Raw genomic sequence first — 24,547 nt, forward strand, 5'->3', positions numbered from 1 at the left:
CGCGAGCCCGGTACGCCGCCCCCGTCAGGACGACGCGGCGATCCCCGTGGGGATCGTCTTCTTGACGGGGCCGGCGAAGTCGGTGAGCGGGCCGAGGCCCTCCGCCGTCCGCTCCTCGGGCAGCGTCACCTCCACGTACGCGAGGCGCGCACCGGTCGTGAAGGTGTACGACCCGTCTTTCCGCTTCTCCAGGAGCCAGGCCACGCCGTTCACCTTCACGCCGTTCTTCGGTGCGTAGGACAGGTCGATCATCTTGGGGGGCCGCGGCACACCGCAGCGCAGTATGATCGCCGGGTCTCCCCACCCCGCGGTCAGCTCGGACTTCGGCCCGGGGTCGGTGCGCCCCAGCCCGTCGACCTTTTCCGGCAGCTGTTCGTGCAGATCCCGGCAGAGACTCGCGGCCTTCGCGTCCGGGGACGGAACCACCACTGACGCCTCGTCGTCCGTACCTGAACAGGCAGCTGTCGTGATCGACAGGGCGAGGGCGGACAGTCCTGTGAGGCAGCGGCGCCGGAGGTGGGGGATGTTCACCGGGCCAGGGTAGACGGGGGCTACAAGTGCACGACCGGGCAGGTCAGAGTTCTGGTGATGCCGTCCACCTGCTGGACCTTGGCGACCACCATGCGGCCGAGTTCGTCGACCGTGTCCGCCTGCGCGCGCACGATGACATCGTAGGGTCCGGTCACGTCCTCGGCCTGGATCACTCCCGGGATCTTGCCGATCAGCTCGGCGACGGTCGACGCCTTGCCGACCTCTGTTTGGATCAGGATGTACGCCTGTACCACGGAACCTCCAGGGCGGCCACGAGGATCATGTGGGGGGAGAAAGGGACGCCACGGTACCGCGTCGCCGCTCGCCGCGGGGAGACCCGGGTGACCTGTGGCGCGCACATCGCGGTGGACGGACAGCAGAAGTCGACGGTCACGTCGACCGTACCGACGACAGAGACGGCTCGCGACCGGGGGCCGGGCAGCTTGAAAGGGCATGGTGAATCTCGGTGAAGGGATCCGTGGGCGAGTTGGGGGAGTTCGGGCTCATCAGAGAGCTCACTTCGCGGCTCACCTCCACGCCGGCCGTACGGCTCGGCCCGGGCGATGACGCGGCGGTCGTGTCCGCCCCGGACCGCAGGGTCGTGGCGAGCACCGACATCCTCCTGGAGGGGCGGCACTTCCGCCGCGACTGGTCCACGGCGTACGACGTGGGCCGCAAGGCGGCCGCACAGAACCTCGCCGACATCGCGGCCATGGGCGCCGTGCCGACCGCGCTGCTGCTCGGCCTCGTCGTGCCCGCCGAACTCCCCGCGAGCTGGCCCACCGAGCTCATGGACGGGCTGAGGGACGAGTGCCAGGTCGCGGGCGCGGCCGTCGTCGGCGGCGACGTGGTGCGCGGCGACACGATCACCGTCGCCATCACCGCACTCGGCGACCTGCGCAACCACGAGCCCGTCACCCGCGCGGGCGCCCGGAGCGGCGACGTCGTCGCCGTGACGGGCTGGCTCGGCTGGTCCGCGGCCGGGCACGCCGTGCTCTCCCGCGGCTTCCGCTCCCCGCGCGCCTTCGTGGAGGCCCACCGCAGGCCCGAACCGCCGTACCACGCGGGCCCCGCGGCCGCCGGTCTCGGCGCGACCTCCATGACGGACGTCAGCGACGGCCTCATCGCCGACCTCGGGCACATCGCCGACGCCAGCAAGGTGCGGATCGACATCCGCTCCGGAGACGTCGACGTGCCCTCCCAGATGAACGACATCGGGCAGGCCGTCGGTGTCGACCCGCTCCAGTGGGTGCTCAATGGGGGAGAGGACCACGCCATCGTGGCGACCTTCCCTCCGGACGTGAAACTGCCCGCCCGCTGGAAGGTCATCGGCGAGGTCCTCAACCCCTCCGCGCTGCCCCAGGTGACCGTCGACGGCGCCCCGTGGACCAGCAAGGGCTGGGACCACTTCGGGGACAACGGGGACAACGAGTGACCGCGCCGCCACGTGTCCTGACCGTCGCCGGATCCGACTCCGGCGGCGGCGCCGGCATCCAGGCCGACCTGAAGACGATGCTCGCCCTCGGCACGCACGGCATGAGCGTCGTCACGGCTGTCACCGCGCAGAACTCCCTGGGCGTGCAGGGGTTCTGGGAGCTTCCGGTGGAGGCGGTGCGGGCCCAGTACCGCAGCGTCGTCGACGACATCGGCGTACAGGCCGTGAAGACCGGCATGCTCGCCTCGGCCGCACTGGTCGAGACGGTCGCAGAGCTGCTCGCGGGCACGGACGCGCCCGCGGTCGTCGACCCGGTCGGCGTCTCCAAGCACGGCGACTCGCTGCTCGCCGCTTCCGCGCTGGACTCGGTCCGCACGCAACTGCTGCCCGCCGCCACGGTCGCGACCCCCAACCTCGACGAGGTGGCGCAGCTCACCGGTATCGAGGTCGACTCGGAGGACGGCCTGCGGCGAGCGGCGGACGCCGTCCTCGCGTACGGGCCGAAGTGGGTCCTCATCAAGGGCGGCCATCTCCGCGGCGACGCCGTGGACCTGCTCACCGACGGCTCCGAGGAGCACGTCCTGCGCGCCCCGCGGCACGACAACCGCCACACGCACGGCACGGGCTGCACCCTGGCCAGCGCGATCGCGTCTCAGCTGGCGAAGGGACAGGGCGTGCCGGAGGCCGTCATGGCGGCCAAGGAGTACGTGACCGGGGCCATCGCGGCCGGATTCGCACTCGGCGGCGGGATCGGCCCGGTGGATCACGGCTGGCGGTTCCGGGCGGACCCGCACAACGGCTGAACGGACCCGCGCAACGGTCAACGGGTCACGGACAGACGAAAGAGCCGGTCCCCCCGAAGGGGAACCGGCTCTTTCAGCAACCAGCTAGGTGGCCGCGCTGGCGTCAGCGCGAGACCTTGCCGGCCTTGATGCACGAGGTGCAAGCGTTGAGGCGCTTCGGCGTCCCGCTCACCACGGCACGCACACGCTGGATGTTCGGGTTCCAGCGACGGGGCGTACGGCGGTGCGAGTGCGAGATGTTGTTGCCGAAGCCCGGCCCCTTGCCACAGACGTCGCAGTTGGCAGCCACGGGTCACTCCAAGACTTCAGATGCACTTACGGTTAATCCCGGCATGCCGGGATCAGTGCAATGATCGAGGTGGCGTTGCCAGGAGGAATGGCCCGATGCGTATCGGGCAACCGGAGCAGCATACAACGACTGCTTCGGTACAACGAAACTACCACGGACGGCCCGGCCCCCGCCCCGGGCCCTCCGTTCACGCTGGGTCTACGCTGCGTCCATTCCGGATGGTCAAGGAGGCGAACAGGTGCCGCAGAACCTCGACGCGGTCGCGGTGCGCGCCTGGTGCCGACTGGCTCTGGACGCCCTCGGCAGGGCCCGCGAGGAGATCGACTCGATCAACGTCTACCCGGTCGCCGACGGGGACACCGGGACGAACCTCTATCTGACCGTGGAATCCGCCTCCCAGGCGGTGGACGCGGCCTTCACGGGCCACGAGCCCGCCCTCCCCTCGCTGGCCGAGACGGTGCGCGCGATGGCGCACGGAGCGCTCATAGGCGCCCGCGGGAACTCGGGCACGATCCTGTCGCAGCTGCTGCGGGGGATGGCGCAGGTCATCGGCGCCGAGGGGGAGCCGGGCAGTGAGGCAGATCACGTCGGAGGGCGGGTCCTGGAGCGCGCACTGCGGCAGGCCGCCGAATCCGCGTACCAGGCGGTCGCCCACCCCGTGGAGGGCACCGTCCTGACGGTGGCCACCGCGGCCGCCGACGCGGCGACCGGCACCGGCGGCGACTGCGGAGCCGTGGCCAGGGCGGCGTACGAAGGGGCCTGCGCCGCGCTGGACGCGACCCCGGGACAGCTCGCGGTGCTCGGCCGCGCGGGAGTCGTCGACGCCGGCGGCCGGGGACTGGTGGCGGTCCTTGGAGCGCTGACGGGAGCCCTGTCGGGCGAGAGCCTCACGCCGAGGAGCACGGCACACCTCAAGGGGTCACTCCACGCCCACGCCCACGCGCGCGTGGAGGCCGTCGAGTGCGAGGACGTACCCGGCGACGGGGGCGGCCCCGCCTTCGAGGTGATCTACCTCCTGGAGGCGGACGACGCCGCCGTCACCCGGCTGCGGGCCCGCCTCGACCGGCTCGGCGACTCACTCGTCGTGGTCGGCGGCGACGGGCTCTGGAACGTCCACGTGCACGTCGACGACGCGGGAGCGGCCGTCGAGGCGGGCGTGGAGGCGGGCCGCCCCCACCGCATCCGCATCACCCACTTCGCGGCGGACGACGCACACACCACCACCCGGCGCACCGCCGCCCAGCCGCCCAGGGAACGCGCACAGCGGGCCGTCGTCGCCGTCGTGCCCGGGGAGGGTCTCGCGGGGCTGTACTCCGAGGCCGGGGCGACCACCGTGCCCGCGCGCGTGGGGGAGCCGCCCGCCAGCGGCGAACTCGTCGACGCGATCCGGCGGGCCCACGCCCGCGAGGTGGTCCTCCTGCCGAACGACGCCGAGCTGCGGCACACCGCGGCCGCCGCCGCGGAACAGGCCCGCACGGAAGGCGTACGCGTCGCGCTCATCCCCACCCGCTCCGCGGTCCAGGGCATCGCGGCCCTCGCCGTGCACGAGCCGGACCGCCGCTTCGACGAGGACGTCGTCGCCATGACCTCGGCGGCCGGCGCGACCCGGTACGGCGAACTGGCCGTCGCCGAGCGGCAGTCCTGGACCATGGCGGGCATCTGCCAGACCGGCGACGTGCTCGGCCTGATCGACGGCGACGTGGCCGTGATCGGCTCCGAGGTGGCCCGCACCGCCGTATCGGTCCTCGACCGGATGCTGTCGGCGGGCGGCGAGATGGTCACACTCGTACTCGGCGAATCCGTGCCCGACAACGTCGCGGAGCACCTGGAGAAGCACGTGCGCGAGACGTACCTGGCCGTCGACACCGTCGTCTACCGCGGCGGCCGCCAGTCGGCGCTGCTGCTGATCGGCGTGGAGTAGCCGGGCGGATCCCGGGGACCTGCACCGCATTGTCAGTGGCGTGGTGTGCAATGGATCTCGTGCCTGCGCTCGAAGAACCCCTGAAGAAAGTGGTCGGCCCCGCCACCGCGAAGGTGATGGCCGAGCACCTCGACCTGCACACGGTCGGCGACCTCCTGCACCACTACCCCCGGCGGTACGCGGAGCGCGGCGAGCTCACCCGCCTCGCCGACCTCCCCCTGGACGAGCACGTCACGGTGGTCGCCCAGGTCGCGAGCGCACGCATCCTGAAGTTCAACGGCGGCCGCGGCCAGCGCCTCGAAGTCACGATCACCGACGGCAGCGGCCAGGTCCAGCTCGTCTTCTTCGGCCGCGGCATCCACAAGCCGCACAAGGACCTGCTGCCCGGCACCCGCGCGATGTTCGCGGGCAAGGTGTCGGTCTTCAACCGCAAGATGCAGCTGGCCCACCCGGCGTACGAACTGCTGCGGGGCGACGGCGACGAGGCGGGCGAGACCGTCGGCTCCTGGGCCGGCGCCCAGCTGCCCATCTATCCGGCCACCGCCAAGCTGGAGTCCTGGAAGATCGCCAAGTCGGTCGACATGGTCCTGCCCAGCGCCCAGGAGGCCCAGGACCCGCTGCCGCCCTCCCTCCGCGACGGACGCGGCCTGATCCCGCTCCCCGAAGCCCTCCTGAAGATCCACCGCCCGCACTCCAAGGCGGACATCGAGGCCGCCCGCGACCGCCTCAAGTGGGACGAGGCCTTCGTTCTCCAAGTAGCCCTGGCCCGGCGGCGGTACGCGGACGCGCAGCTCCCCGCCGTGGCCCGCAGGCCCAAGGCGGGCGGCCTCCTCGACGCGTTCGACGCCAAGCTGCCCTTCACGCTCACCGAGGGCCAGGAGAAGGTCTCCAAGGAGATCTTCGACGACCTCGCGACCGAGCACCCGATGCATCGCCTCCTTCAGGGAGAGGTCGGTTCGGGCAAGACGATGGTCGCGCTGCGCGCCATGCTCGCCGTCGTGGACGCGGGCGGACAGGCCGCGATGCTCGCGCCCACCGAAGTCCTCGCACAGCAGCACCACCGCTCCATCGTGGAGATGATGGGCGAGCTGGCCGAGGGCGGCATGCTGGGCGGCACCGAGCACGCCACCAAGGTCACGCTGCTCACCGGCTCCATGGGAGCGGCCACCCGCAGGCAGGCACTGCTCGACCTGGTCACCGGAGAGGCCGGGATCGTCATCGGCACCCATGCACTCATCGAGGACAAGGTCCAGTTCCACGACCTGGGCCTCGTCGTCGTCGACGAGCAGCACCGCTTCGGTGTGGAGCAGCGCGACGCCCTGCGGGGCAAGGGCAAGCAGCCCCCGCACCTCCTGGTCATGACGGCCACGCCCATCCCGCGCACGGTCGCGATGACCGTCTTCGGCGACCTGGAGACGTCCGTCCTCGACCAGCTCCCCGCGGGACGCTCGCCGATCGCCAGCCACGTCGTCCCCGCCGAGGACAAGCCCCACTTCCTCGCCCGCGCGTGGGAGCGCGTGCGCGAAGAGGTGGAGAACGGCCACCAGGCGTACGTGGTGTGCCCCCGCATCGGCGACGACGCCGACGACGCCGCGGATGCCAAGAAGGCCAAGAAGAAGGCCGAGGAGGAGGCCACTGCCGAGAAGCGGCCCCCGCTCGCGGTCGTCGAGGTCGCCGAGCAGCTCGCCCGCGGCCCGCTGAGCGGCCTGAAGGTCGAGGTCCTGCACGGCCGCATGCAGCCCGACGACAAGGACGCCGTGATGCGCCGCTTCGCCGCGGGCGAGACGCAGGTCCTCGTCGCGACGACGGTCATCGAGGTCGGCGTGAACGTACCGAACGCCACCGCCATGGTGATCATGGACGCGGACCGTTTCGGCGTCTCCCAGCTGCACCAGCTCCGCGGCCGCGTCGGCCGCGGCTCCGCCCCAGGACTCTGCCTCCTGGTCACCGACATGCCCGAGGCGAGCCCCGCCCGCGGCCGCCTCGGAGCCGTCGCCGCCACGCTCGACGGCTTCGAGCTCTCCCGCATCGACCTGGAGCAGCGCCGCGAGGGCGACGTGCTCGGCCAGGCCCAGTCCGGCGTCCGCTCCAGCCTGCGGATGCTCGCCGTCATCGACGACGAGGAGATCATCGCCGCCGCCCGCGAGGAAGCGGTCTCCGTGGTCGCCGACGACCCCGACCTCGAGGGGCTGCCCGCACTGCGCACCGCGCTGGACGCCCTCCTCGACGCGGAGCGCGAGCAGTACCTCGACAAGGGCTGACGCCGGCGTACGCCATATCGTGGGATCACCACCGTCCAGCCAGAAGGAATCAGATGACCCGCGTGATCGCCGGCACGGCCGGCGGACGCCGCCTGGCCGTCCCGCCGGGCAACGGCACCCGCCCCACGTCCGACCGCGCGCGCGAAGGCCTCTTCTCCACCTGGCAGGCCCTCCAGGGCACGCTCGACGGCGCCCGCGTCCTCGACCTGTACGCGGGCTCCGGCGCCGTCGGCCTGGAGGCGCTCTCCCGCGGCGCCGCCCACACTCTGCTCGTCGAGGCCGACGCCCGCGCGGCCCGCACCATCCGCGAGAACGTGAAGGCGGTCGGCCTGCCCGGCGCCGACGTGCGGGCGGGCAAAGCCGCCCAGATCATCCAGGGGGGTGCCCCCACCACCCCGTACGACCTGGTCTTCCTCGACCCTCCGTACGCCGTCACTGATGACGATCTTCGGGAGATCCTCCTCACACTCCGCTCGGAAGGCTGGCTCACGGACGACGCGCTCGTCACCGTTGAACGCAGTACAAGAGGCGGTGTCTTCGGCTGGCCGGAGGGTTTCGAGGCCCTCAGGTCCCGTCGCTACGGCGAAGGGACGTTTTGGTACGGTCGCGCCGCCTCTACGTGCGACGACTCAGCGATCGCGCCATGACCGGACCGGAGAGCGAGGGACTCACGTTGCGCCGCGCCGTCTGTCCGGGGTCATTCGACCCCATCACCAATGGACACCTCGACATCATCGCCCGCGCCTCCAAGCTGTACGACGTGGTGCACGTCGCGGTGATGATCAATCAGTCGAAGAAGGGCCTGTTCGAGATCGAGGAGCGGATCGAGATGATCCGCCAGGTCACCGCCGACTTCGGCAACGTCGAGGTGGAGTCCTTCCACGGCCTCCTCGTCGACTTCTGCAAGCAGCGCGACATCCCGGCCATCGTCAAGGGCCTGCGCGCGGTCAGCGACTTCGACTACGAACTCCAGATGGCCCAGATGAACAACGGCCTCTCGGGCGTCGAGACCCTGTTCGTGCCGACGAACCCCACCTACAGCTTCCTCTCCTCCTCGCTGGTCAAGGAGGTCGCCGCCTGGGGCGGCGACGTCGCGCACCTGCTGCCGCCACTGGTCCACGAGGCCCTGGTCGAACGCCTGGGCAAGAAGTGACCCGCGGGCAGGACCGCTGACAGTTCGTCACCCGGTGTCGGGCGGGCGGCCACTGGCCTTACAGTCGTCCCGTCCGTCTCACAACCAGCTGTAGAGAGTGGCGAGCACACGGTGGACGTGCAGAAGAAGATCGACGAGATCGTCCAGGCGGTCGGCAGCGCCCGGTCCATGCCCATGTCGGCCTCGTGCGTGGTCAACCGCGCCGATCTGCTCTCGATGCTCGAAGAGGTGCGCCAGGCCCTGCCGGGCTCCCTCGCCCAGGCCCAGGAGCTCATCGGCGGCCGCGAGCAGCTCGTCGAGCAGGCCCGCCAGGAGGCCGAGCGGATCATCGAGTCCGCGCACGCCGAACGCGGCTCCCTGATCTCCGACACCGAGGTCGCCCGCAACTCGCAGGGCGAGGCCGAGCGCATCCTCGCGGAGGCCCGCCAGGCCGCCGAAGAGGTCCGCGTCGAGGCCGACGACTACGTGGACAGCAAGCTCGCCAACTTCGAGGTCGTCCTCACCAAGACCCTCGGCTCGGTCGGCCGCGGCCGCGAGAAGCTCCTCGGCACCGGACCCGGCCTCGACGAGCAGGGTTACGAGGACGAGGACGCCCCCGAGCGCAGCCACGACCCCGAGACGCTGCGCCGCAACGCCGACGCGTACGTGGACGCGAAGCTCGGCGCCTTCGAGGCCGTCCTCGCCAAGACCCTCGAAGCCGTCGGCCGCGGCCGCCAGACCCTGCACGGCAGGGCCCCCGCCGACGAGCTCGGAACCCTGGGCGAGGGCGCCGCCACCCAGGGCCACACCACCGACGCCGAGTACCTCGCGGACCTCGCGGGCCCGTCGCCCGCCAGAAGGCCGTCCCCCGCCGCGGAGCCCGTCCCGCCGCAGCCCGCCCAGGCCCCGCCGATCCCGGCACAGCAGCCCTACGCGCCGCCGCAGCAGCAGCCCGATCCGTACGGCTACCCGCAGCACGACGGGTACCAGCAGCAGGACCAGTACGCGTACCAGCAGCCGTACGGCCAGCAGGATCCGTACGCGTACCAGCAGCACGACCAGTACGGCTACCAGCAGCAGGGCTACGAACAGCCTCGCTACGAGACGCCGTCCGCGACGCCCGCCGGGACGCCGGCCGCGACGCTCGAAGAGGCCAGCCTCTTCGACACGACCATGATCAGTGCCGAGCAGCTCCGCCAGTACGAGGAGGGGCGCCGGCAGCACTGAAGGTCCGGATTGGGCCGAGAGCGAAAGGTCAAGTATCCTGGCTCTTCGGTCGCGCATACGTCCGCGACTTCGGCTGCCCACCCAGGCCTCGTCTCCGAGGCAGCAGTGCGGCGGCCTCTCCTATGGACCTCCAGGATTCGAAAGCAGGAACAGCTCTGAGCACGCGCCTCGACCACCGAAACCCCCTCGTGTTCGACACACACGAGCTGGGGCGGCGTCCTGGTGCCATGCAGCGGCTGACCCGCGAGATCGAGGCGCCCGGTCCGCCGAGCGCCTTCGGCATCGAAGGAGTCATCGGAGTGCCGCAGGGCGCCCCGGTCGAGCTGGAGATCCGCCTTGAGTCGGTCATGGAAGGGGTGCTTGTCACAGGCACCGCCCGTGCATCGGCCGAGGGGGAGTGCGTAAGGTGTCTGGAGCCGCTCGAGCTCGAGCTCGACGCGGACTTCCAGGAGATGTTCTCGTACCCTGACGCCGACGACCGGGGCCGCACAGCGGAGCCGGCCGACGACGCCGAGGAAGACGAGAGCAGGCTCTACCTCGAGGACGGCATGTTCGACCTCGAGCCTGTGCTGCGTGATGCGGTGGTGCTCGCACTGCCGATGCAGCCGGTGTGCCAGGACGACTGTCCGGGCCTGTGCTCCCAGTGCGGAGTGCGGCTCGCGGACGACCCGGACCACCACCATGACGCCGTCGACATCCGTTGGGCGGCATTGCAGGGACTCGCTGGCACCATCCAGGACGGCGAGAAGGACGAGATGAGCGGCGCCGAAGCGGAAGCGGGCGTCGACGAGAAGCAGGAGAAGTAGCCGTGGCTGTTCCGAAGCGGAAGATGTCGCGCAGCAACACGCGCCACCGCCGGTCGCAGTGGAAGGCTGCGGTCCCCACCCTGGTTTCGTGTGAGCGTTGCCAGGAGCCCAAGCAGCAGCACATCGCGTGCCCGAGCTGCGGCACCTACAACAAGCGCCAGGTCCTCGAGGTCTGAGCGGCTGGTGAGAGGCACCGTGTCTAGCCCCAAGAAGGCGGAAGACGCCAAGAAACCGGCGGAGACAACGGCCTCGTCCCACACGCTTCTGGAAGGGCGGCTCGGGTACAAGCTCGAGTCCGCCCTTCTGGTGCGTGCGCTGACCCACCGTTCGTACGCGTACGAGAACGGCGGTCTGCCGACGAATGAGCGTCTGGAGTTCCTCGGGGACTCGGTGCTCGGCCTCGTCGTCACGGACACGCTGTACCGGACCCACCCCGACCTGCCCGAAGGCCAGCTGGCCAAGTTGCGGGCCGCGGTGGTCAATTCGCGTGCGTTGGCGGAGGTCAGCCGTGGCCTCGAACTCGGCTCCTTCATCCGGCTCGGCCGGGGTGAAGAGGGCACGGGAGGCAGGGACAAGGCATCCATCCTCGCCGACACCCTCGAAGCGGTGATCGGAGCGGTCTATCTGGACCAGGGTCTGGACGCCGCGGGTGAGCTGGTGCACCGGCTCTTCGACCCGTTGATCGAAAAGTCCTCGAACCTGGGCGCGGGCCTGGACTGGAAGACCAGTCTGCAGGAGCTCACCGCGACGGAGAGCCTCGGCGTGCCCGAGTATCTCGTCACGGAGAGCGGCCCCGACCACGAGAAGACTTTCACTGCTGCCGCCCGCGTCGGAGGCGTCTCGTACGGCACCGGCACCGGCCGCAGCAAGAAGGAAGCGGAGCAGCAGGCCGCCGAGTCCGCGTGGCGTGCGATCCGCGCCGCGGCGGACGAGCGGATCAAGGCGGCCGAGGCCGCCGCTGCCGCCCGGTCCGAGGGGACCGCCGACACCCCCTCGGTCTGACCACCGCCCATCCTTTGATGCCGGTCGCTCCCTCCGGGGGGCGGCCGGCATCGTGCTGGAAGACAGCCCGTGAAGGAGACCCATGCCCGAGTTGCCCGAAGTCGAAGTCGTCCGGCGCGGTCTTGAGCGCTGGGTCAGCGGGCGCGTCGTCGCCGACGTGCAGGTGCTGCATCCGCGTGCGGTGCGGCGGCACGTGGCGGGGGGCGCGGACTTCGGGGACCGGCTGGCCGGACACCGGATCGGTCTCGCGCAGCGGCGCGGCAAGTACCTGTGGCTGCCGCTCGCCGACTCCGCGCAGTCCGTCCTGGCCCATCTGGGCATGAGCGGGCAGCTGCTCGTGCAGCCCCACGAGGCGCCGGACGAGAAGCACCTGCGGATCCGGGTGCGCTTCGCCGACGTGCAGGGCACCGAGCTCCGCTTCGTCGACCAGCGCACCTTCGGCGGACTCTCGCTCCACGACAACACCCCCGACGGGCTCCCTGACGTCATCGCGCACATCGCCCGCGACCCGCTCGACGCCGCGTTCGACGACGACGCCTTCCATGGCGCGCTGCGCCGCAGGCGTACGACGATCAAGCGGGCGCTGCTCGACCAGTCGCTGATCAGCGGGGTCGGCAACATCTACGCGGACGAGGCGCTGTGGCGCTCGAAGCTGCACTACGAACGGCCCACCGGCACGTTCACGCGCCCGCGCACGGCCGAACTCCTGGGCCACGTAAGGGACGTGATGAACGCGGCCCTCGCCGTCGGCGGCACCAGCTTCGACAGTCTCTACGTCAACGTGAACGGCGAATCGGGGTACTTCGACCGGTCGTTGGACGCCTACGGCCGGGAGAACGAGCCGTGCCGCCGCTGCGGCGCCGCGATCCGCAGGCAGCCCTGGATGAACAGGTCCAGCTACTTCTGCCCGCGCTGTCAGCGGCCGCCGCGCGTCGCGTCGTAGCGCTCCTGCGCCCGCACCACGTCGTCCTGCCGACTCTCCACGAAGTGGATCAGCGCCAGCAGCCGCTCGGCGACCTCCCGGCCCAGCGGGGTGAGCGCGTAGTCCACACGCGGCGGGTTGGTCGGCCGCGCGTCCCGGCGCACCAGGCCGTCGCGCTCCAGCGCGTGCAGCGTCTGCGAAAGCATCTTCTCGCTCACGCCGTCGACGCGACGTCGCAGCTCGTTGAAGCGGAACGTGCCGTCGTGCAGCGCACCCAGGGTGAGCCCGCCCCAGCGTCCCGTGATGTGCTCCAGCGTGCCCCGCGAGGGGCACTGGCGGGAGAACACGTCGTACGCGAGGTCAGTCGGTTCCCCACCGACGGTCGGTTCCATGGAGGCAGCCTACTCGCGCACAGCGCTTTCGAATAGTTAGCGCATACGGGGGTGGAGACGGCTTAGGAGCCGGAAGAAGCCGCGCGTAGCCGCACACCCCCGCCCGGGTCGCATCACACGGCGAGAGTGCGGCTGCGGTCGGTCCCGCGCCCCTTACGTCATGACGGCCCGCCACGGACGGCAGATGATCTCCCTGAACGTGTGGTGCGTGGGATGGCGCCCCACGTGTCCGAACACCCAGGACTGCGCAGCGAGGACTCCGTGTTCCCCATCTTCGAACGGCGCCGACATGGCATCCGAACCCTTGCCGTCGTCCTCGCAGACGACGCAAGACATGCGCCGTGTCACGGATTCCGCATCCGGTTCGCGGTCCGGGGCGAGGTGCCACGTAACTTCGCGGATCAGTGACTTGGTCATGAGTGCTGTCCCGCAGCCGTCGCGGTCACGTGCACGATTTCGCCGGGGCGTGGAGTCCTGACGAACTCGGCTGCGCAGTCCCATTCCCGGCCCCCCGACGGGCTCCTGAGTTGGTAACGGCCGCCGACGCGGTCCATCACCACGCCCAGCCGCTTGCGCGCTTCATCGATGACCAGGGTGCCGATCCCGTACTGCCTCACGTCGTGAGGCGCAGTTCCCGCGCTGGTGGGCCGCTGCGTATCTTCGGTCATGTCGCCTGCTCTCTCAGGTGGCCGTGCCCCCGGACGTTCGCGCGTCGCGGAGGTCTCTGTTGCCCCCAACCGTGGCCGCGTCACAACGGACAGCGCGATGACGGCAGGGGCGTCAAAGGGGTGGCGCAGGGGGCGTCATTTCGGTGTCATTACCGACGTGACGGGGTTACCGTGATCGCATGACCACACCGAACAGCACCCTCCGGGCAGTCCGTATGGGGCTGCTCTTGTCTCAGGACGAGTTCGCGCGTGCCATCCGTGAGGCCGGCACGCGGGCCGGCCAGCGCAACGACGCGTCCAAGCGGCTCGTTCAGCGCTGGGAGGCGGGCATCATCGCTGCCCCCCGCCCCCTCTACGCTCGCGCTCTGGAAGCCGTGACAGGCCTACCCGTCGAGGCGCTCGGATTCGCGGCCGCGCCCATGGCGCGCGTCTCCGAGGACGGTCGGGGTGGGCACGACCTCAAAGACTCTTCCGTCGGCATTCCGGAGGCGAACGGGACGCCGACCCCCCAGGCGGCGCCCCGGGGAAACTACTCCGGCGTGTGGCTGTCGACGTACGAGTTCGTATCGAGCGGCCGGAACAACGAGGTCTTCACCGGCAAGCACTTCGTGGTGCTGCTTCAGCACGGCAACCGACTGACGGCGCGCAGCCTGCCGAACGCATCGCTCAACCCGGACAGCCCTCTGACGCTGGACCTCCAGATCGACGGCAGCGCGGTCACCGGCACATGGACGGAGCAGACGGCGTCCGATGGTTACTACAGGGGAGCCCGTTACTTCGGTGCGCTTCAGATGCTGGTAGATCCGACGGGGCGCCGGATGTCCGGCAAGTGGTGTGGCTTCGGCAAAGAATTCGACGTGAACACGGGCCCATGGGAGCTGCGCCTCATGGACTCGTCGACCAGCAAGGCGACCTTGGCTGCGTATGACCGCGCGCCGGACGCGTCCTGACGACTCACCCCATCACCCGGAATTCCGCCCGGGGACCGCTTCCAGGGCCGCCCGGACCGGATCGCTAGGGGCAAGACGGTATGCACGCTCTCAGGCATCACTTCGCCTCAGTGCTGCTCGACGTGGGGGAAACCATCAAGACCCTGTCCGAGTAGCTCGGACGGGACGACCGCTCAGAACCCGAAGTCCTGCGTCCACCACGGGCCGCCCGGCGCGAAGTGCGCTCCGACGCCGAGGGTCTTGTAGTCGCAGTTGAGGATGTTGGCGCGGTGGCCCGCGCTGTTCATCCAGGCGTCCATCACCGACTGCGCGTTGGCCTGGCCGCGGGCGATGTTCTCGCCGCCCAGGTCCGATATCCCGGCCTTCTCCGCGCGGTCCCACGGCGTCGCGCCGTCCGGGTCGGTGTGGTCGAAGAAGTCGCGCTCGGCCATGTCGGAGCTGAAGTCGCCGGCCAGTGCGGCGAGGCGGTCGTCGGCCCGGACCGGGCGGCAGCCCGCCTTGGCCCGCTCCTGGTTGACGAGGGTGAGGACCGCGGCCTCGGCCGTGCTCTCGTCGGACGACGACTCGGAGCGGCCCGGCGGGGGAGTCTTGGGTTTCTGCTCGGGCTTGTGGGACGGAGCGGGCTTCGGCTTGCCGCTCTTGTCGGCGTCCCGCTCGGGAGCGGGGGAGGACGGCTTCTCGGACGGGGTCCTGGACGGCTTCCGCTCGGCCTTGGAGGGGGTGGGACTCGGCGCCTCGGAGCGGCCGGTGCCGCGGCTCGGCGACGGTTCGCCGCGGCCGGCGTCGGCGCTCTTGCCGCCCTGGGCCTCCACCTCGGTGGGGACGGCCGCGGAGCGTACCTCGCCGGGGTCGTCACCGCTGCCGAGGCGGTAGCCGTCGCTGCCGGGGAGTACACCCGCGGCGACCGCGACGGCGCCCATCGCGACGGCGGCGGAGACACCGAGCAGACCCGTGCGGACGGGGGTGTAGGCGCGGCCCCTGCGGCGGTGCGACACCGTCCCCGGGTGGTCCTCAGGGGTGGCGGCGGCCTGTCCAGCGCCGGAGCGTCGGTGGCGTCCCATCTCCTGGCCTTTCGTCCTAAGATCAACGTGACTCACCCATATGAGTGAGGCTCATCGATTCGCGACTGTACGCGATGGCGCATGGGGACGAAGTGCTCACAGTGCAATTGGCCGGTTAGCGTGCACCCATGAACGAAGACGTACGACTCACCGCCTGGGTGCGCGGACGCGTGCAGGCCGTGGGATTCCGCTGGTTCACGCGGGCCAAGGCCCTGGAGATCGGCGGGCTGAGTGGTTTTGCTCTCAATCTGGAGGACGGCCGCGTACAAGTCGTCGCCGAAGGACCCCGGAGCGGCTGCCAGACACTGCTCGACTGGCTCCGGGACGGCGACACACCCGGCCGTGTCGACGGAGTCACCGAGATCTGGGACACACCGCGTGGCATATACGAGACCTTCGCCATTCGCTGAGCCTGACCCGGGCGAACGCGGTGAGGCGGGCGCGGCGCGGTGCCCGACGAGTGTCCCGGGCAACTGCCTGAGGCAGAAAAAGCCTGGTGGTTGCCAAGAACGGCTTGTCGTGGCAGGCTCCGCAAGTAAGGATGATCTCCACGCCCCCAGGGCCCCGAAGGAGTAGCAGCGCCGCCGGTTTCCAGGCCGCGCGCCCCCGGGTCGCCCGCCAATACGGGGTGTGATCGTGTTGACCGTCAAACTTTTTGGTGAGACTCTGGAAGCCCCGCGCACCTTAGCTGTTTGGCATGTGAGAACGGCCAGCAAGACCCAGCGAAACAATGAGTGCCAAGCACCGCGGGTGCGATTCCCTCACGACCCACACCGCTTCGGTCGGTCACTCAGTGTGGAGGACCATCCATCATGGCAAAGGCGCTTCTCGGTTACGTCGGCGGCAGCGACCCGCGACTCCTCGCCGAGATGCGACGGCTCCAGCAACGCGTCCAGGATCTCGAATCCGAGCTCGGCCGAATCCAGGCCGAGAACGACGCGCTCGCGGCTGCCGCTTCTCACGAATCGCTCCTGGAGAGCATCGACGTACCCCAGGCGGAGCCTGCGCTCACCTGACCCCTATCCGATCACTCACATCAGGGCCTTGAGCAGTTGAGCAACAAGCGCCCGTAGTACCCAACAAGTGGTCAGGCTGTCAGTGTCAGCCGCTTGTCTTCAGGTATGCAAGATATGCAAGGGACGCTTCGGCGTCCCTTCTTTCTTGCCTCCTCATACGCTGCTTCCTTTACCGTCTGATGTGCCCTGCACCTTCATCGGTGAAACGGTCAGTGAAAGGTAGAGTCCGACGGCGTGCATCTCAAGGCCCTGACCCTGCGCGGCTTCAAGTCCTTCGCGTCGGCGACGACACTGAAGTTCGAACCGGGCATCACCTGCGTCGTCGGACCCAACGGCTCCGGCAAGTCCAACGTCGTGGACGCGCTGAGCTGGGTCATGGGCGAACAGGGCGCCAAATCCCTGCGCGGCGGCAAGATGGAGGACGTCATCTTCGCCGGCACCACCGGGCGGCCCCCGCTCGGCCGCGCCGAGGTCTCCCTCACCATCGACAACTCCGACGGCGCGCTGCCCATCGAGTACGCCGAAGTCACCATCACGCGGATCATGTTCCGCAACGGCGGCAGCGAATACCAGATCAACGGCGACACCTGCCGCCTCCTCGACATCCAGGAACTGCTCTCCGACTCCGGCATCGGCCGCGAGATGCACGTCATCGTCGGACAGGGACAGCTCGACGGAGTGCTGCACGCCGACCCGATGGGACGCCGCGCGTTCATCGAGGAGGCCGCGGGCGTCCTCAAGCACCGCAAGCGCAAAGAGAAGGCCCTGCGCAAGCTCGACGCGATGCAGGCCAACCTCGCCCGCGTCCAGGACCTCACCGACGAACTGCGCCGCCAGCTCAAGCCCCTCGGCCGGCAGGCCGCCGTCGCCCGCAGAGCCGCCGTCATCCAGGCCGACCTGCGCGACGCCCGCCTGCGCCTGCTCGCCGACGACCTCGTCCGCATGCGCGACGCACTGAACGCCGAGGTCGCCGACGAAGCCGCCCTCAAGGAGCGCAAGGAGAGCGCAGAGGCCGAGCTGAAGGCCGCCCTGCACCGCGAGGCCCAGCTCGAAGAAGAGGTACGCCGCCTCACGCCGCGGCTGCAACGCGCCCAGCAGACCTGGTACGAGCTGTCGCAGCTGGCCGAACGGGTGCGCGGCACCGTCTCGCTCGCCGACGCCCGGGTCAAGAGCGCCACCGCCGCACCGCCCGAGGAGCGGCGCGGCCGCGACCCCGAGGACATGGAGCGCGAGGCCGCCCGCATCCGTGAACAGGAGGCCGAGCTCGAAGCCGCCCTCGAGGCCGCCGAACACGCCCTGGACGACACCGTCGCCCACCGCGCCGACCTCGAACAGCAGCTGGCCGTCGAGGAGCGCAGGCTCAAGGACGTGGCACGGGCCATCGCCGACCGGCGCGAAGGGCTCGCCCGGCTGCACGGGCAGGTCAACGCGGCCCGGTCGCGGGCGGCGTCCGCACAGGACGAGATCGACCGGCTCGCCGTCGCACGCGACGAGGCCGCGGAGCGCGCGGTCGTGGCGCAGGAGGCGTACGAGCGGCTGAAGGCCGAGGTCGACGGGCTCGACGCGGACGACGCCGAGCTCGGCGAGCGGCACGACGCGGCGAAGCGGGAGCTCGCCGCCGCCGATGCCGCGCTCACCGCGGCCCGGGAGGCCGCCACCGCCGCCGAGCGGAAACGGGCCGCGGTCGCCGCCCGCCGTGAGGCGCTCGCGCTCGGCCTGCGGCGCAAGGACGGCACGGGCGCGCTGCTCGCCGCCAAGGATCAGCTCACCGGACTGCTCGGCCCGGCAGCGGGACTGCTCACCGTCGCCCCCGGCCACGAGGTCGCCGTCGCCGCCGCACTCGGCGCCGCGGCCGACGCCGTCGCCGTCAGCGGCCCCAGCACGGCCGCCGAGGCCATCCGCCTGCTGCGCAAGCAGGACGCGGGACGTGCGGCGCTGCTGCTCGGCGGCGCCCCCGACGACGTACCGCAGGAACGTCCCGGCGGGCCGCCGTACGTGGCCGACCTCGTGCGGGGGCCCGACGAGCTGATGCCCGGGGTGCGGCGGCTGCTGCGCGGGATCGTCGCCGTCGGCACGCTGGAGGACGCCGAGGACCTGGTCTACGCGCACCCCGGACTGACCGCCGTCACCGCCGAAGGGGACCTGCTCGGGGCGCACTTCGCGCAGGGCGGGTCCGCGGGGGCGCCGAGCCTGCTCGAAGTGCAGGCGTCCGTCGACGAAGCCGCCGAGGAGCTGGAACAACTCGGCGTGCGGTGCGAGGAGTTGGCGCGGTCCCAGGAGCGTGCGGGGGAGCGGCGCGAGGAGTGCGCCGCGCTCGTCGAGGAGCTGGGGGAGCGGCGCAGGGCCGCCGACCGGGAGAAGTCCTCGGTGGCGCAGCAGCTGGGAGCGCTCGCCGGGCAGGCGCGGGGCGCCGTGGGCGAGGCCGAGCGCAGCACCGCCGCCGCGTCGAAGGCGCAGGACGCCCTGGACAGGGCGGTCGAGGAGGCCGAGGAGCTCGCCGAGCGGCTCGCCGTCGCCGAGGAGGCGTCCCAGGGCGGCGAGGACGAGGAGCCGGACACCTCCGTGCGCGACCGGCTCGCCGCCGACGGGGCCAACGCACGGCAGACCGAGATGGAGGCCAGGCTCCAGGCGCGTACGCACGAGGAGCGGGTGAAGGCGCTCGCAGGACGTGCCGACTCCCTGGACCGGGCCGCCCGCGCCGAACGCGAGGCACGCGCGCGTGCCGAGCAGCGCAAGGCGCGGCTGCGCCACGAGGCGGCGGTCGCCGAGGCCGTCGCGTCCGGCGGGCGTCAGCTGCTCGCGCACGTCGAGGTCTCCCTCGTACGGGCCGACGACGAGCGCACCGCGGCCGAGCGAGCCAAGGAGGTGCGGGAGCGGGAGCTGCTCGCCGCGCGGGGCCGGGGCCGCGATCTCAAGGCCGAGCTCGACAAATTGACTGATTCAGTTCACCGGGGCGAGGTACTAGGAGCCGAGAAGAGGCTGCGGATCGAGCAGCTGGAGACCAAGGCACTGGAGGAGCTCGGTGTGGAGCCGGCGGGACTCGTGGCCGACTACGGCCCCGATCAGCCCGTGCCGCCCTCGCCCGCCGCCGAGGGCGAGGAGCTGCCCGACGACCCGAGCCACCCGCGCAACCTGCCGGTGCCGTTCGTCCGGGGAGAGCAGGAGAAGCGGCTCAGGTCCGCCGAACGGGCGTATCAGCAGCTCGGGAAGGTGAACCCGCTGGCCCTTGAGGAGTTCGCGGCGCTGGAAGAGCGCCACAAGTTCCTCAGCGAGCAGCTCGAAGACCTGAAGAAGACGCGGAGCGACCTCCTCCAGGTGGTGAAGGAGGTCGACGAACGCGTCGAGCAGGTCTTCACCGAGGCCTACTACGACACGGCCCGGGAGTTCGAGGGCGTCTTCTCGCGGCTGTTCCCCGGCGGTGAGGGACGGCTGATCCTGACGGACCCCGACAACATGCTCGCCACCGGCGTGGACGTCGAGGCGCGGCCGCCCGGCAAGAAGGTCAAGAGGCTCTCGCTGCTCTCCGGCGGCGAGCGGTCGCTGACGGCCGTCGCGCTGCTCGTCTCGATCTTCAAGGCGCGGCCCAGCCCGTTTTACGTGATGGACGAGGTCGAGGCGGCGCTCGACGACACCAACCTGCAGCGGCTCATCCGCATCATGCAGGAGCTGCAGGAGGCCTCGCAGCTCATCGTGATCACGCACCAGAAGCGCACGATGGAGGTCGCGGACGCGCTGTACGGCGTCTCGATGCAGGGCGACGGCGTCTCGAAGGTCATCAGCCAGCGGCTCCGCTAGGCGTTCCGGGCGTCTCACGCTCCCCCTTCACAACTTCAAGGCTTGAACGCATGCGGCCCCAAAGTGCCCACAAATTCACGGCATCCGACCTATTGACTTCGAAACTTGAAGGCATAGTCTCTGCAACGTTGCTTTTACCTTCAGGTGGTGGGCGGCGTGAAGTTGTGCGCCACTTGAAGGGCTCGCCCCCACCCCCGGCAACGCTGCCGGTGGCCCGAGGAGTACACGTGACCAGCACATCGCAGGCGCCTCAGTCCGGAGCCAGAGAGGCCCACCCGGACCATCTCGGCCATGTCATCTTCATTACGGCAGCCGCCGCGATGGGTGGCTTCCTCTTCGGCTACGACAGTTCGGTGATCAATGGCGCGACCGTCGCCATCCAGCACCGTTTCGATGTCGACGCCAACATGCTCGGCTGGATCATCGCCACCGCGCTCCTCGGCTGCGCCGTCGGCGCCGCGGTGGCCGGACGCATCGCCGACCGCATCGGCCGCATCCGCTGCATGCAGATCGCCGCCGTCCTCTTCGCGGCCAGCGCCATCGGCTCGGCCCTGCCCTTCGCCGCCTGGGACCTCACGATGTGGCGCCTCATCGGCGGCATCGGCATCGGCATGGCGTCCGTGATCGGCCCCGCATACATCGCCGAGGTCGCGCCGCCCGCCTACCGCGGCCGCCTCGCCTCGTTCCAGCAGGCCGCGATCGTCATCGGCATCGCCGTCTCCCAGCTGGTCAACTGGGGCATCCTGAACATGGCCGACGGCGACCAGCGCGGCAAGATCGGCGGGCTCGAGGCCTGGCAGTGGATGCTCGGCGTCATGGTCATCCCGGCGCTGCTCTACGGGCTGCTGTCCTTCATCATCCCGGAGTCGCCGCGCTTCCTGATCTCCGCGGGACGGCACTCCGAGGCCAAGAAGGTGCTCGGCGAGGTCGAGGGCACCTCCATCGACCTGGACGCGCGCGTCGACGAGATCGAGCGGGGCCTGCACCGCGAGCACAAGCCGTCCTTCAAGGACCTGCTCGGCAAGGTCGGCTTCCTGCCGATCGTGTGGATCGGCATCGGGCTCTCGGTCTTCCAGCAGCTCGTCGGCATCAACGTGATCTTCTACTACTCGAACCAGCTGTGGCAGTCGATCGGCAAGGACCCGAGCAGCTCGTTCCTGTACTCGTTCGAGACGTCGATCGTGAACATCATCGGTACGGTCATCGCGATGATCTTCGTCGACCGCATCGGCCGCAAGCCCCTCGCCATCATCGGCTCCGCGGGCATGGCGGCGGCCCTCTTCACCATGGCGTGGGCGTTCTCGTACAAGACCGGCTCCGGTGACAATGTCTCGCTGCCGAACGCGCAGGGCCTGACCGCGATCATCGCCGCCAACGCCTTCGTGCTCTTCTTCGCCCTGTCCTGGGGTGTGGTCGTCTGGGTGCTGCTCGGCGAGATCTTCCCGAACCGGCTCCGCGCCGCCGCGCTCGGTGTGGCCGCCTCCGCGCAGTGGCTCGCCAACTTCGCGATCACCAAGACGTTCCCGAGCATGTCCGAGTGGTCCCTGACCGGCTCGTACATCATCTACGGCGCGTTCGCCGCCATCTCGATCCCCTTCGTCATGAAGTTCGTCAAGGAGACGAAGGGCAAGGCCCTGGAGGAGATGGGCTAACCCCCGCTGCCCCCTCCTCTTCAGGAAGCTGCCCCGGCCGAAGGACTCGTGCTCACGTGTCCTTCAGCCGGGGCAGTACGTTTTCGCAGAAGTGGTGCAGGCTGCGCCAGCCCTCGTCGATGGGCATGCCGCCGGAGAGCGGGTGCAGGATGAGGCTGCCCGCGCCGCTCTTCGCGTACTCCACGCACTGGTCGGGCGTCAGGACGCGGTACACGCCCTCGGCGCGCAGCTCCTCCACCGTCGTGGCCGCCGACTTCACCGCCGAGCGGATGTCCTTGTTCTGCCAGGACGCGTAGGTGCGGGCCTCGTGCAGGAAGTGTTCGCCGTGCTTGGTCCAGATGTGGTCGGGGTCGTCGGCGACGTGCAGCAGCGGGGTCTCGGCGGCGGGCATCATCGTCCAGCCCTCCGTGCCGTGTTCCGTGAGCTGCTGCCGGTAGTACGCCTCCAGGTCGGGCAGGTGGGCGCTGGGGAAGAACGGCAGGCCGAGCCGGGCCGCGCGCCGGGCCGCCGCCTTCGAGGAGCCGCCGACGAGGAGCAGCGGGTGCGGCCGGGTGAAGGGGCGCGGCGTGATCCGCACCGTGCGGCCGCGGAAGGTGAAGGGCTCACCCGTCCAGGCCGCGAGCAGTGTCTCCAGGAGTTCGTCCTGGAGTTTGCCGCGGCTCTTCCAGTCGACGCCCGACTGCTCGTACTCCTCGGGCCGGTAGCCGATCCCCGCGACCGTGACCAGGCGGCCCGCGCTCAGCAGGTCGAGCGCGGCGATGTCCTCGGCGAGCCGCAGCGGGTCGTGCAGCGGGCCGATGATCGCGGACACCGTCACCGCGATGCGCCGGGTCGCGCCGAACACCGCGCCCGCGAACGTGAAGGGCGAGGAGATCCAGTTGTTCTCCGCGCCGTGGTGCTCCTCGGTCTGGATCGTGGAGATGCCGCGGTCGTCCGCGTACGTGGCCATCTCCAGGGCGGCACGGTAGCGCTCGCTCAACGAGGCGGGTGTGGCGGCGGGATCGACGAGATTGAACCGTACGACTGTGGTGGGCATGGAAACGTCCCCCTTCACCGTGCGTGGGCGGCGAAGGGGGACGGTAGTTGACCGGGGGTCAGATGGGTAGCCTCGTACGGGAGTCGAGGTTATCCGGCGGGAAGTTGGCGAGGATCAGGCGGAGACCAGCTCGGTCTCGCCGTTGTCCTTGCCCGAGGCGGCGGTCTCGGGCAGAGGGGTCTTCGGCAGGACCGCGTACAGCACGGCCGCGATGACGATCGTGGTCAGCCAGCCGAGGCCGTGGCGGCCGATCCAGGACGTGGCGAGCGGGCCGCTGAACCAGTCGACCTTGGTGAAGAGCAGACCCATGATCAGGGCGACCGCCCAGGCCGTCATGGCCTGCCAGGCGAAGCCCGCCTTGTACCAGTAGGCGCTGGTGCGCTTGGTGTCCATCAGCGCCTCGCCGTCGTACGTCTTGCGGCGCAGCATGTCGATGCCGAAGACGCCGATCCAGGCGGAGAACGCGACCGCGAGGAGGGTGAGGAAGGAGATGAACGAGCCCATGAAGCTCGTCGCCACGTTCATCAGGATGTAGCCGAAGATCAGGCTGATGATCGCGTTCACGCTCACCGCCCAGGTGCGCGGGACCTTGATGCCGAGCGTCATGGCGGTGAAGCCCGCGGAGTACATCGACATCGAGTTGATCAGCAGCATGCCGATCAGGGCCATCAGCAGGTACGGCACCGCGATCCACATCGGGAGCAGCTCGCCGAGGAAGGAGACCGGGTCCTGCGCCGAGGACAGCTTCGGGTCGGAGACCGCCATGACGGCGCCCATCAGGACCATCGGGACGACGACGATGCCGGCGCCGCCGATGGCGTGGCCGATGAGCGGCTTGTTGGAGGCCGTGCGCGGCAGGTAGCGGGTGAAGTCCGGTCCCGTGGGGACCCAGCTGATGCCGCCTGCGGCGATCGTGCCGACGCCCGCGACCATCATCGCGGTGGAGCCCGCGGGCTTGTCGAAGACGGCCGACCAGTCGGTCTCGGCGATGAGGTAGATCAGCACGAGGACGCTGAACGCGCCGAAGGCGTATGTCGACCAGGTGCTGCAGACGTGCAGGATCTTCCGGCCGAGGCCGCTGATCAGGAACGTGCAGGTGACGAAGGCGACCAGGGTGACGACCGTCAGCCAGGTGCTGGACTCGACGCCGAAGCAGATGTCCAGGACGGTGATGATCGCGTACGCGCCCGTGACCGCGTTGATCGTCTCCCAGCCCCAGCGGGCGACCCAGATCAGGGCGCCCGGAAAGAGGTTGCCGCGCTGGCCGAAGACCGCGCGGGAGAGCGTCATGCCCGGGGAGCCGCCGCGCTTGCCCGCGATGGAGATCAACCCCACCATGCCGTAGCTCAACAGGGGCGAGACGAGGGCGACGACCAGGACCTGCCAGATGTTCAGGCGGTTGGAGACGATCAGGCCCGCGCCCATGGTGAGCAGCAGGACGCTGATGTTGGCCGCTACCCAGGTGGGGAAGAGTTCACGGGTACGGCCCGTGCGCTCGGCGTCCGGAACGGGCTCTAGGCCGCGTGTCTCGAGGGCGCCTTCGGTTTCGGCGGTGGTGCTCATGGGGGTGGGTCCGTGCCTCTCGCTCGGCTCGCAACGCTGCGACCCGTCGGTGGGGGTGATCGCGATGGACTCTACGCGCGTTGAT

At 70.2% G+C, this 24,547-nt stretch carries 24 protein-coding genes; 16 read left to right on the forward strand and 8 right to left on the reverse strand.

The features are described 5' to 3' along the window. Nucleotides 1–24 precede the first annotated feature (24 nt). Together NOO62_RS28580 and NOO62_RS28585 are read right to left on the reverse strand one after the other, a co-directional pair. Complete coding sequence (locus NOO62_RS28580) at nucleotides 25–531, reverse strand: DUF3515 domain-containing protein (RefSeq protein ID WP_414930899.1); 507 nt, start codon at nucleotides 529–531, stop codon at nucleotides 25–27. Between the two features lie 20 nt (nucleotides 532–551). Next, entirely contained in the window at nucleotides 552–785 is a 234-nt protein-coding gene (locus NOO62_RS28585) for an Lrp/AsnC family transcriptional regulator (protein ID WP_016642988.1), read from the reverse strand. A 212-nt stretch (nucleotides 786–997) separates the two neighbouring features. Between NOO62_RS28585 and NOO62_RS28590 the strand changes: the two genes are divergently transcribed. Together NOO62_RS28590 and thiD are read left to right on the forward strand one after the other, a co-directional pair. Further along, nucleotides 998–1,966 carry a thiamine-phosphate kinase gene (locus tag NOO62_RS28590; protein WP_268773688.1) on the forward strand — a complete coding sequence of 323 codons (969 nt, stop codon included), beginning with the start codon at nucleotides 998–1,000 and terminating at the stop codon, nucleotides 1,964–1,966. Next, nucleotides 1,963–2,769 (forward strand): bifunctional hydroxymethylpyrimidine kinase/phosphomethylpyrimidine kinase, encoded by an 807-nt coding sequence (gene thiD / locus NOO62_RS28595; protein ID WP_268773689.1) that lies wholly within the window; start codon nucleotides 1,963–1,965, stop codon nucleotides 2,767–2,769. Before NOO62_RS28590 ends, thiD begins: the two co-directional genes overlap by 4 nt. Before the next feature lie 103 nt (nucleotides 2,770–2,872). On the opposite strand, the gene rpmB is transcribed toward thiD, so the two are convergent. Next, nucleotides 2,873–3,058, reverse strand: coding sequence for a 50S ribosomal protein L28 (rpmB, locus tag NOO62_RS28600; protein ID WP_016642993.1), 186 nt, complete (start codon nucleotides 3,056–3,058; stop codon nucleotides 2,873–2,875). A gap of 238 nt (nucleotides 3,059–3,296) precedes the next feature. On the opposite strand from rpmB, the gene NOO62_RS28605 reads away from it, so the two are divergent. From NOO62_RS28605 to mutM, 9 genes are all read left to right on the forward strand, one after another. Further along, entirely contained in the window at nucleotides 3,297–4,979 is a 1,683-nt protein-coding gene (locus NOO62_RS28605) for a DAK2 domain-containing protein (protein ID WP_268773690.1), read from the forward strand. A gap of 50 nt (nucleotides 4,980–5,029) precedes the next feature. After that, on the forward strand, nucleotides 5,030–7,240 hold the full coding sequence (recG, locus tag NOO62_RS28610; RefSeq protein ID WP_268773691.1) for an ATP-dependent DNA helicase RecG: 2,211 nt from the start codon (nucleotides 5,030–5,032) through the stop codon (nucleotides 7,238–7,240). A gap of 53 nt (nucleotides 7,241–7,293) precedes the next feature. Next, nucleotides 7,294–7,887, forward strand: a complete 594-nt coding sequence (gene rsmD / locus NOO62_RS28615; RefSeq protein WP_268773692.1) for a 16S rRNA (guanine(966)-N(2))-methyltransferase RsmD — start codon at nucleotides 7,294–7,296, stop codon at nucleotides 7,885–7,887. 26 nt (nucleotides 7,888–7,913) lie between these two features. After that, nucleotides 7,914–8,393, forward strand: a complete 480-nt coding sequence (gene coaD, locus NOO62_RS28620; protein ID WP_190329651.1) for a pantetheine-phosphate adenylyltransferase — start codon at nucleotides 7,914–7,916, stop codon at nucleotides 8,391–8,393. 111 nt (nucleotides 8,394–8,504) lie between these two features. Further along, on the forward strand, nucleotides 8,505–9,599 hold the full coding sequence (locus NOO62_RS28625; RefSeq protein WP_268773693.1) for a cell division initiation protein: 1,095 nt from the start codon (nucleotides 8,505–8,507) through the stop codon (nucleotides 9,597–9,599). Between the two features lie 122 nt (nucleotides 9,600–9,721). Beyond that, nucleotides 9,722–10,405 carry a YceD family protein gene (locus NOO62_RS28630; RefSeq protein WP_268773694.1) on the forward strand — a complete coding sequence of 228 codons (684 nt, stop codon included), beginning with the start codon at nucleotides 9,722–9,724 and terminating at the stop codon, nucleotides 10,403–10,405. Between the two features lie 2 nt (nucleotides 10,406–10,407). Then, nucleotides 10,408–10,581: a 50S ribosomal protein L32 gene (gene rpmF, locus NOO62_RS28635; protein ID WP_026165248.1), complete on the forward strand. Its 174-nt coding sequence runs from the start codon at nucleotides 10,408–10,410 to the stop codon at nucleotides 10,579–10,581. Between the two features lie 7 nt (nucleotides 10,582–10,588). Continuing rightward, nucleotides 10,589–11,407, forward strand: coding sequence for a ribonuclease III (gene rnc, locus NOO62_RS28640; protein WP_268773695.1), 819 nt, complete (start codon nucleotides 10,589–10,591; stop codon nucleotides 11,405–11,407). An 82-nt stretch (nucleotides 11,408–11,489) separates the two neighbouring features. After that, a complete protein-coding gene (gene mutM, locus NOO62_RS28645) occupies nucleotides 11,490–12,350 on the forward strand; it encodes a bifunctional DNA-formamidopyrimidine glycosylase/DNA-(apurinic or apyrimidinic site) lyase (protein ID WP_268773696.1) in 861 nt (286 codons plus the stop codon). On the opposite strand, the gene NOO62_RS28650 is transcribed toward mutM, so the two are convergent. Beyond that, nucleotides 12,323–12,721, reverse strand: a complete 399-nt coding sequence (locus tag NOO62_RS28650) for a winged helix-turn-helix transcriptional regulator (protein ID WP_268773697.1) — start codon at nucleotides 12,719–12,721, stop codon at nucleotides 12,323–12,325. The two genes, mutM and NOO62_RS28650, sit on opposite strands and share 28 nt — an antisense overlap. 413 nt (nucleotides 12,722–13,134) lie before the next feature. After that, nucleotides 13,135–13,389 (reverse strand): hypothetical protein, encoded by a 255-nt coding sequence (locus NOO62_RS28655; RefSeq protein ID WP_268773698.1) that lies wholly within the window; start codon nucleotides 13,387–13,389, stop codon nucleotides 13,135–13,137. A 179-nt stretch (nucleotides 13,390–13,568) separates the two neighbouring features. Between NOO62_RS28655 and NOO62_RS28660 the strand changes: the two genes are divergently transcribed. Next, nucleotides 13,569–14,339, forward strand: coding sequence for a helix-turn-helix transcriptional regulator (locus tag NOO62_RS28660; RefSeq protein WP_268773699.1), 771 nt, complete (start codon nucleotides 13,569–13,571; stop codon nucleotides 14,337–14,339). Nucleotides 14,340–14,512: 173 nt separating this feature from the next. On the opposite strand, the gene NOO62_RS28665 is transcribed toward NOO62_RS28660, so the two are convergent. Then, nucleotides 14,513–15,400, reverse strand: a complete 888-nt coding sequence (locus NOO62_RS28665) for a CAP domain-containing protein (RefSeq protein WP_268773700.1) — start codon at nucleotides 15,398–15,400, stop codon at nucleotides 14,513–14,515. Between the two features lie 128 nt (nucleotides 15,401–15,528). Between NOO62_RS28665 and NOO62_RS28670 the strand changes: the two genes are divergently transcribed. The 4 genes from NOO62_RS28670 to NOO62_RS28685 all read left to right on the forward strand — a co-directional run bounded on the left by NOO62_RS28670 (nucleotide 15,529) and on the right by NOO62_RS28685 (nucleotide 21,863). Further along, nucleotides 15,529–15,810 (forward strand): acylphosphatase, encoded by a 282-nt coding sequence (locus NOO62_RS28670; RefSeq protein WP_268773701.1) that lies wholly within the window; start codon nucleotides 15,529–15,531, stop codon nucleotides 15,808–15,810. A gap of 402 nt (nucleotides 15,811–16,212) precedes the next feature. Further along, complete coding sequence (locus NOO62_RS28675; RefSeq protein ID WP_055551056.1) at nucleotides 16,213–16,416, forward strand: hypothetical protein; 204 nt, start codon at nucleotides 16,213–16,215, stop codon at nucleotides 16,414–16,416. A gap of 234 nt (nucleotides 16,417–16,650) precedes the next feature. Further along, a complete protein-coding gene (gene smc, locus NOO62_RS28680) occupies nucleotides 16,651–20,211 on the forward strand; it encodes a chromosome segregation protein SMC (protein WP_268773702.1) in 3,561 nt (1,186 codons plus the stop codon). A 227-nt stretch (nucleotides 20,212–20,438) separates the two neighbouring features. Continuing rightward, nucleotides 20,439–21,863: a sugar porter family MFS transporter gene (locus NOO62_RS28685; protein WP_268773703.1), complete on the forward strand. Its 1,425-nt coding sequence runs from the start codon at nucleotides 20,439–20,441 to the stop codon at nucleotides 21,861–21,863. A 52-nt stretch (nucleotides 21,864–21,915) separates the two neighbouring features. Here NOO62_RS28685 and NOO62_RS28690 read toward each other — a convergent pair whose 3' ends face one another. Further along, entirely contained in the window at nucleotides 21,916–22,899 is a 984-nt protein-coding gene (locus NOO62_RS28690; protein WP_268773704.1) for an LLM class flavin-dependent oxidoreductase, read from the reverse strand. Nucleotides 22,900–23,013: 114 nt separating this feature from the next. Further along, complete coding sequence (locus NOO62_RS28695; protein WP_268773705.1) at nucleotides 23,014–24,462, reverse strand: cytosine permease; 1,449 nt, start codon at nucleotides 24,460–24,462, stop codon at nucleotides 23,014–23,016. Between the last annotated feature and the right edge of the window lie 85 nt (nucleotides 24,463–24,547).

Origin of the sequence: Streptomyces sp. Je 1-369, assembly GCF_026810505.1 — a bacterium.
GTDB lineage: Bacteria > Actinomycetota > Actinomycetes > Streptomycetales > Streptomycetaceae > Streptomyces.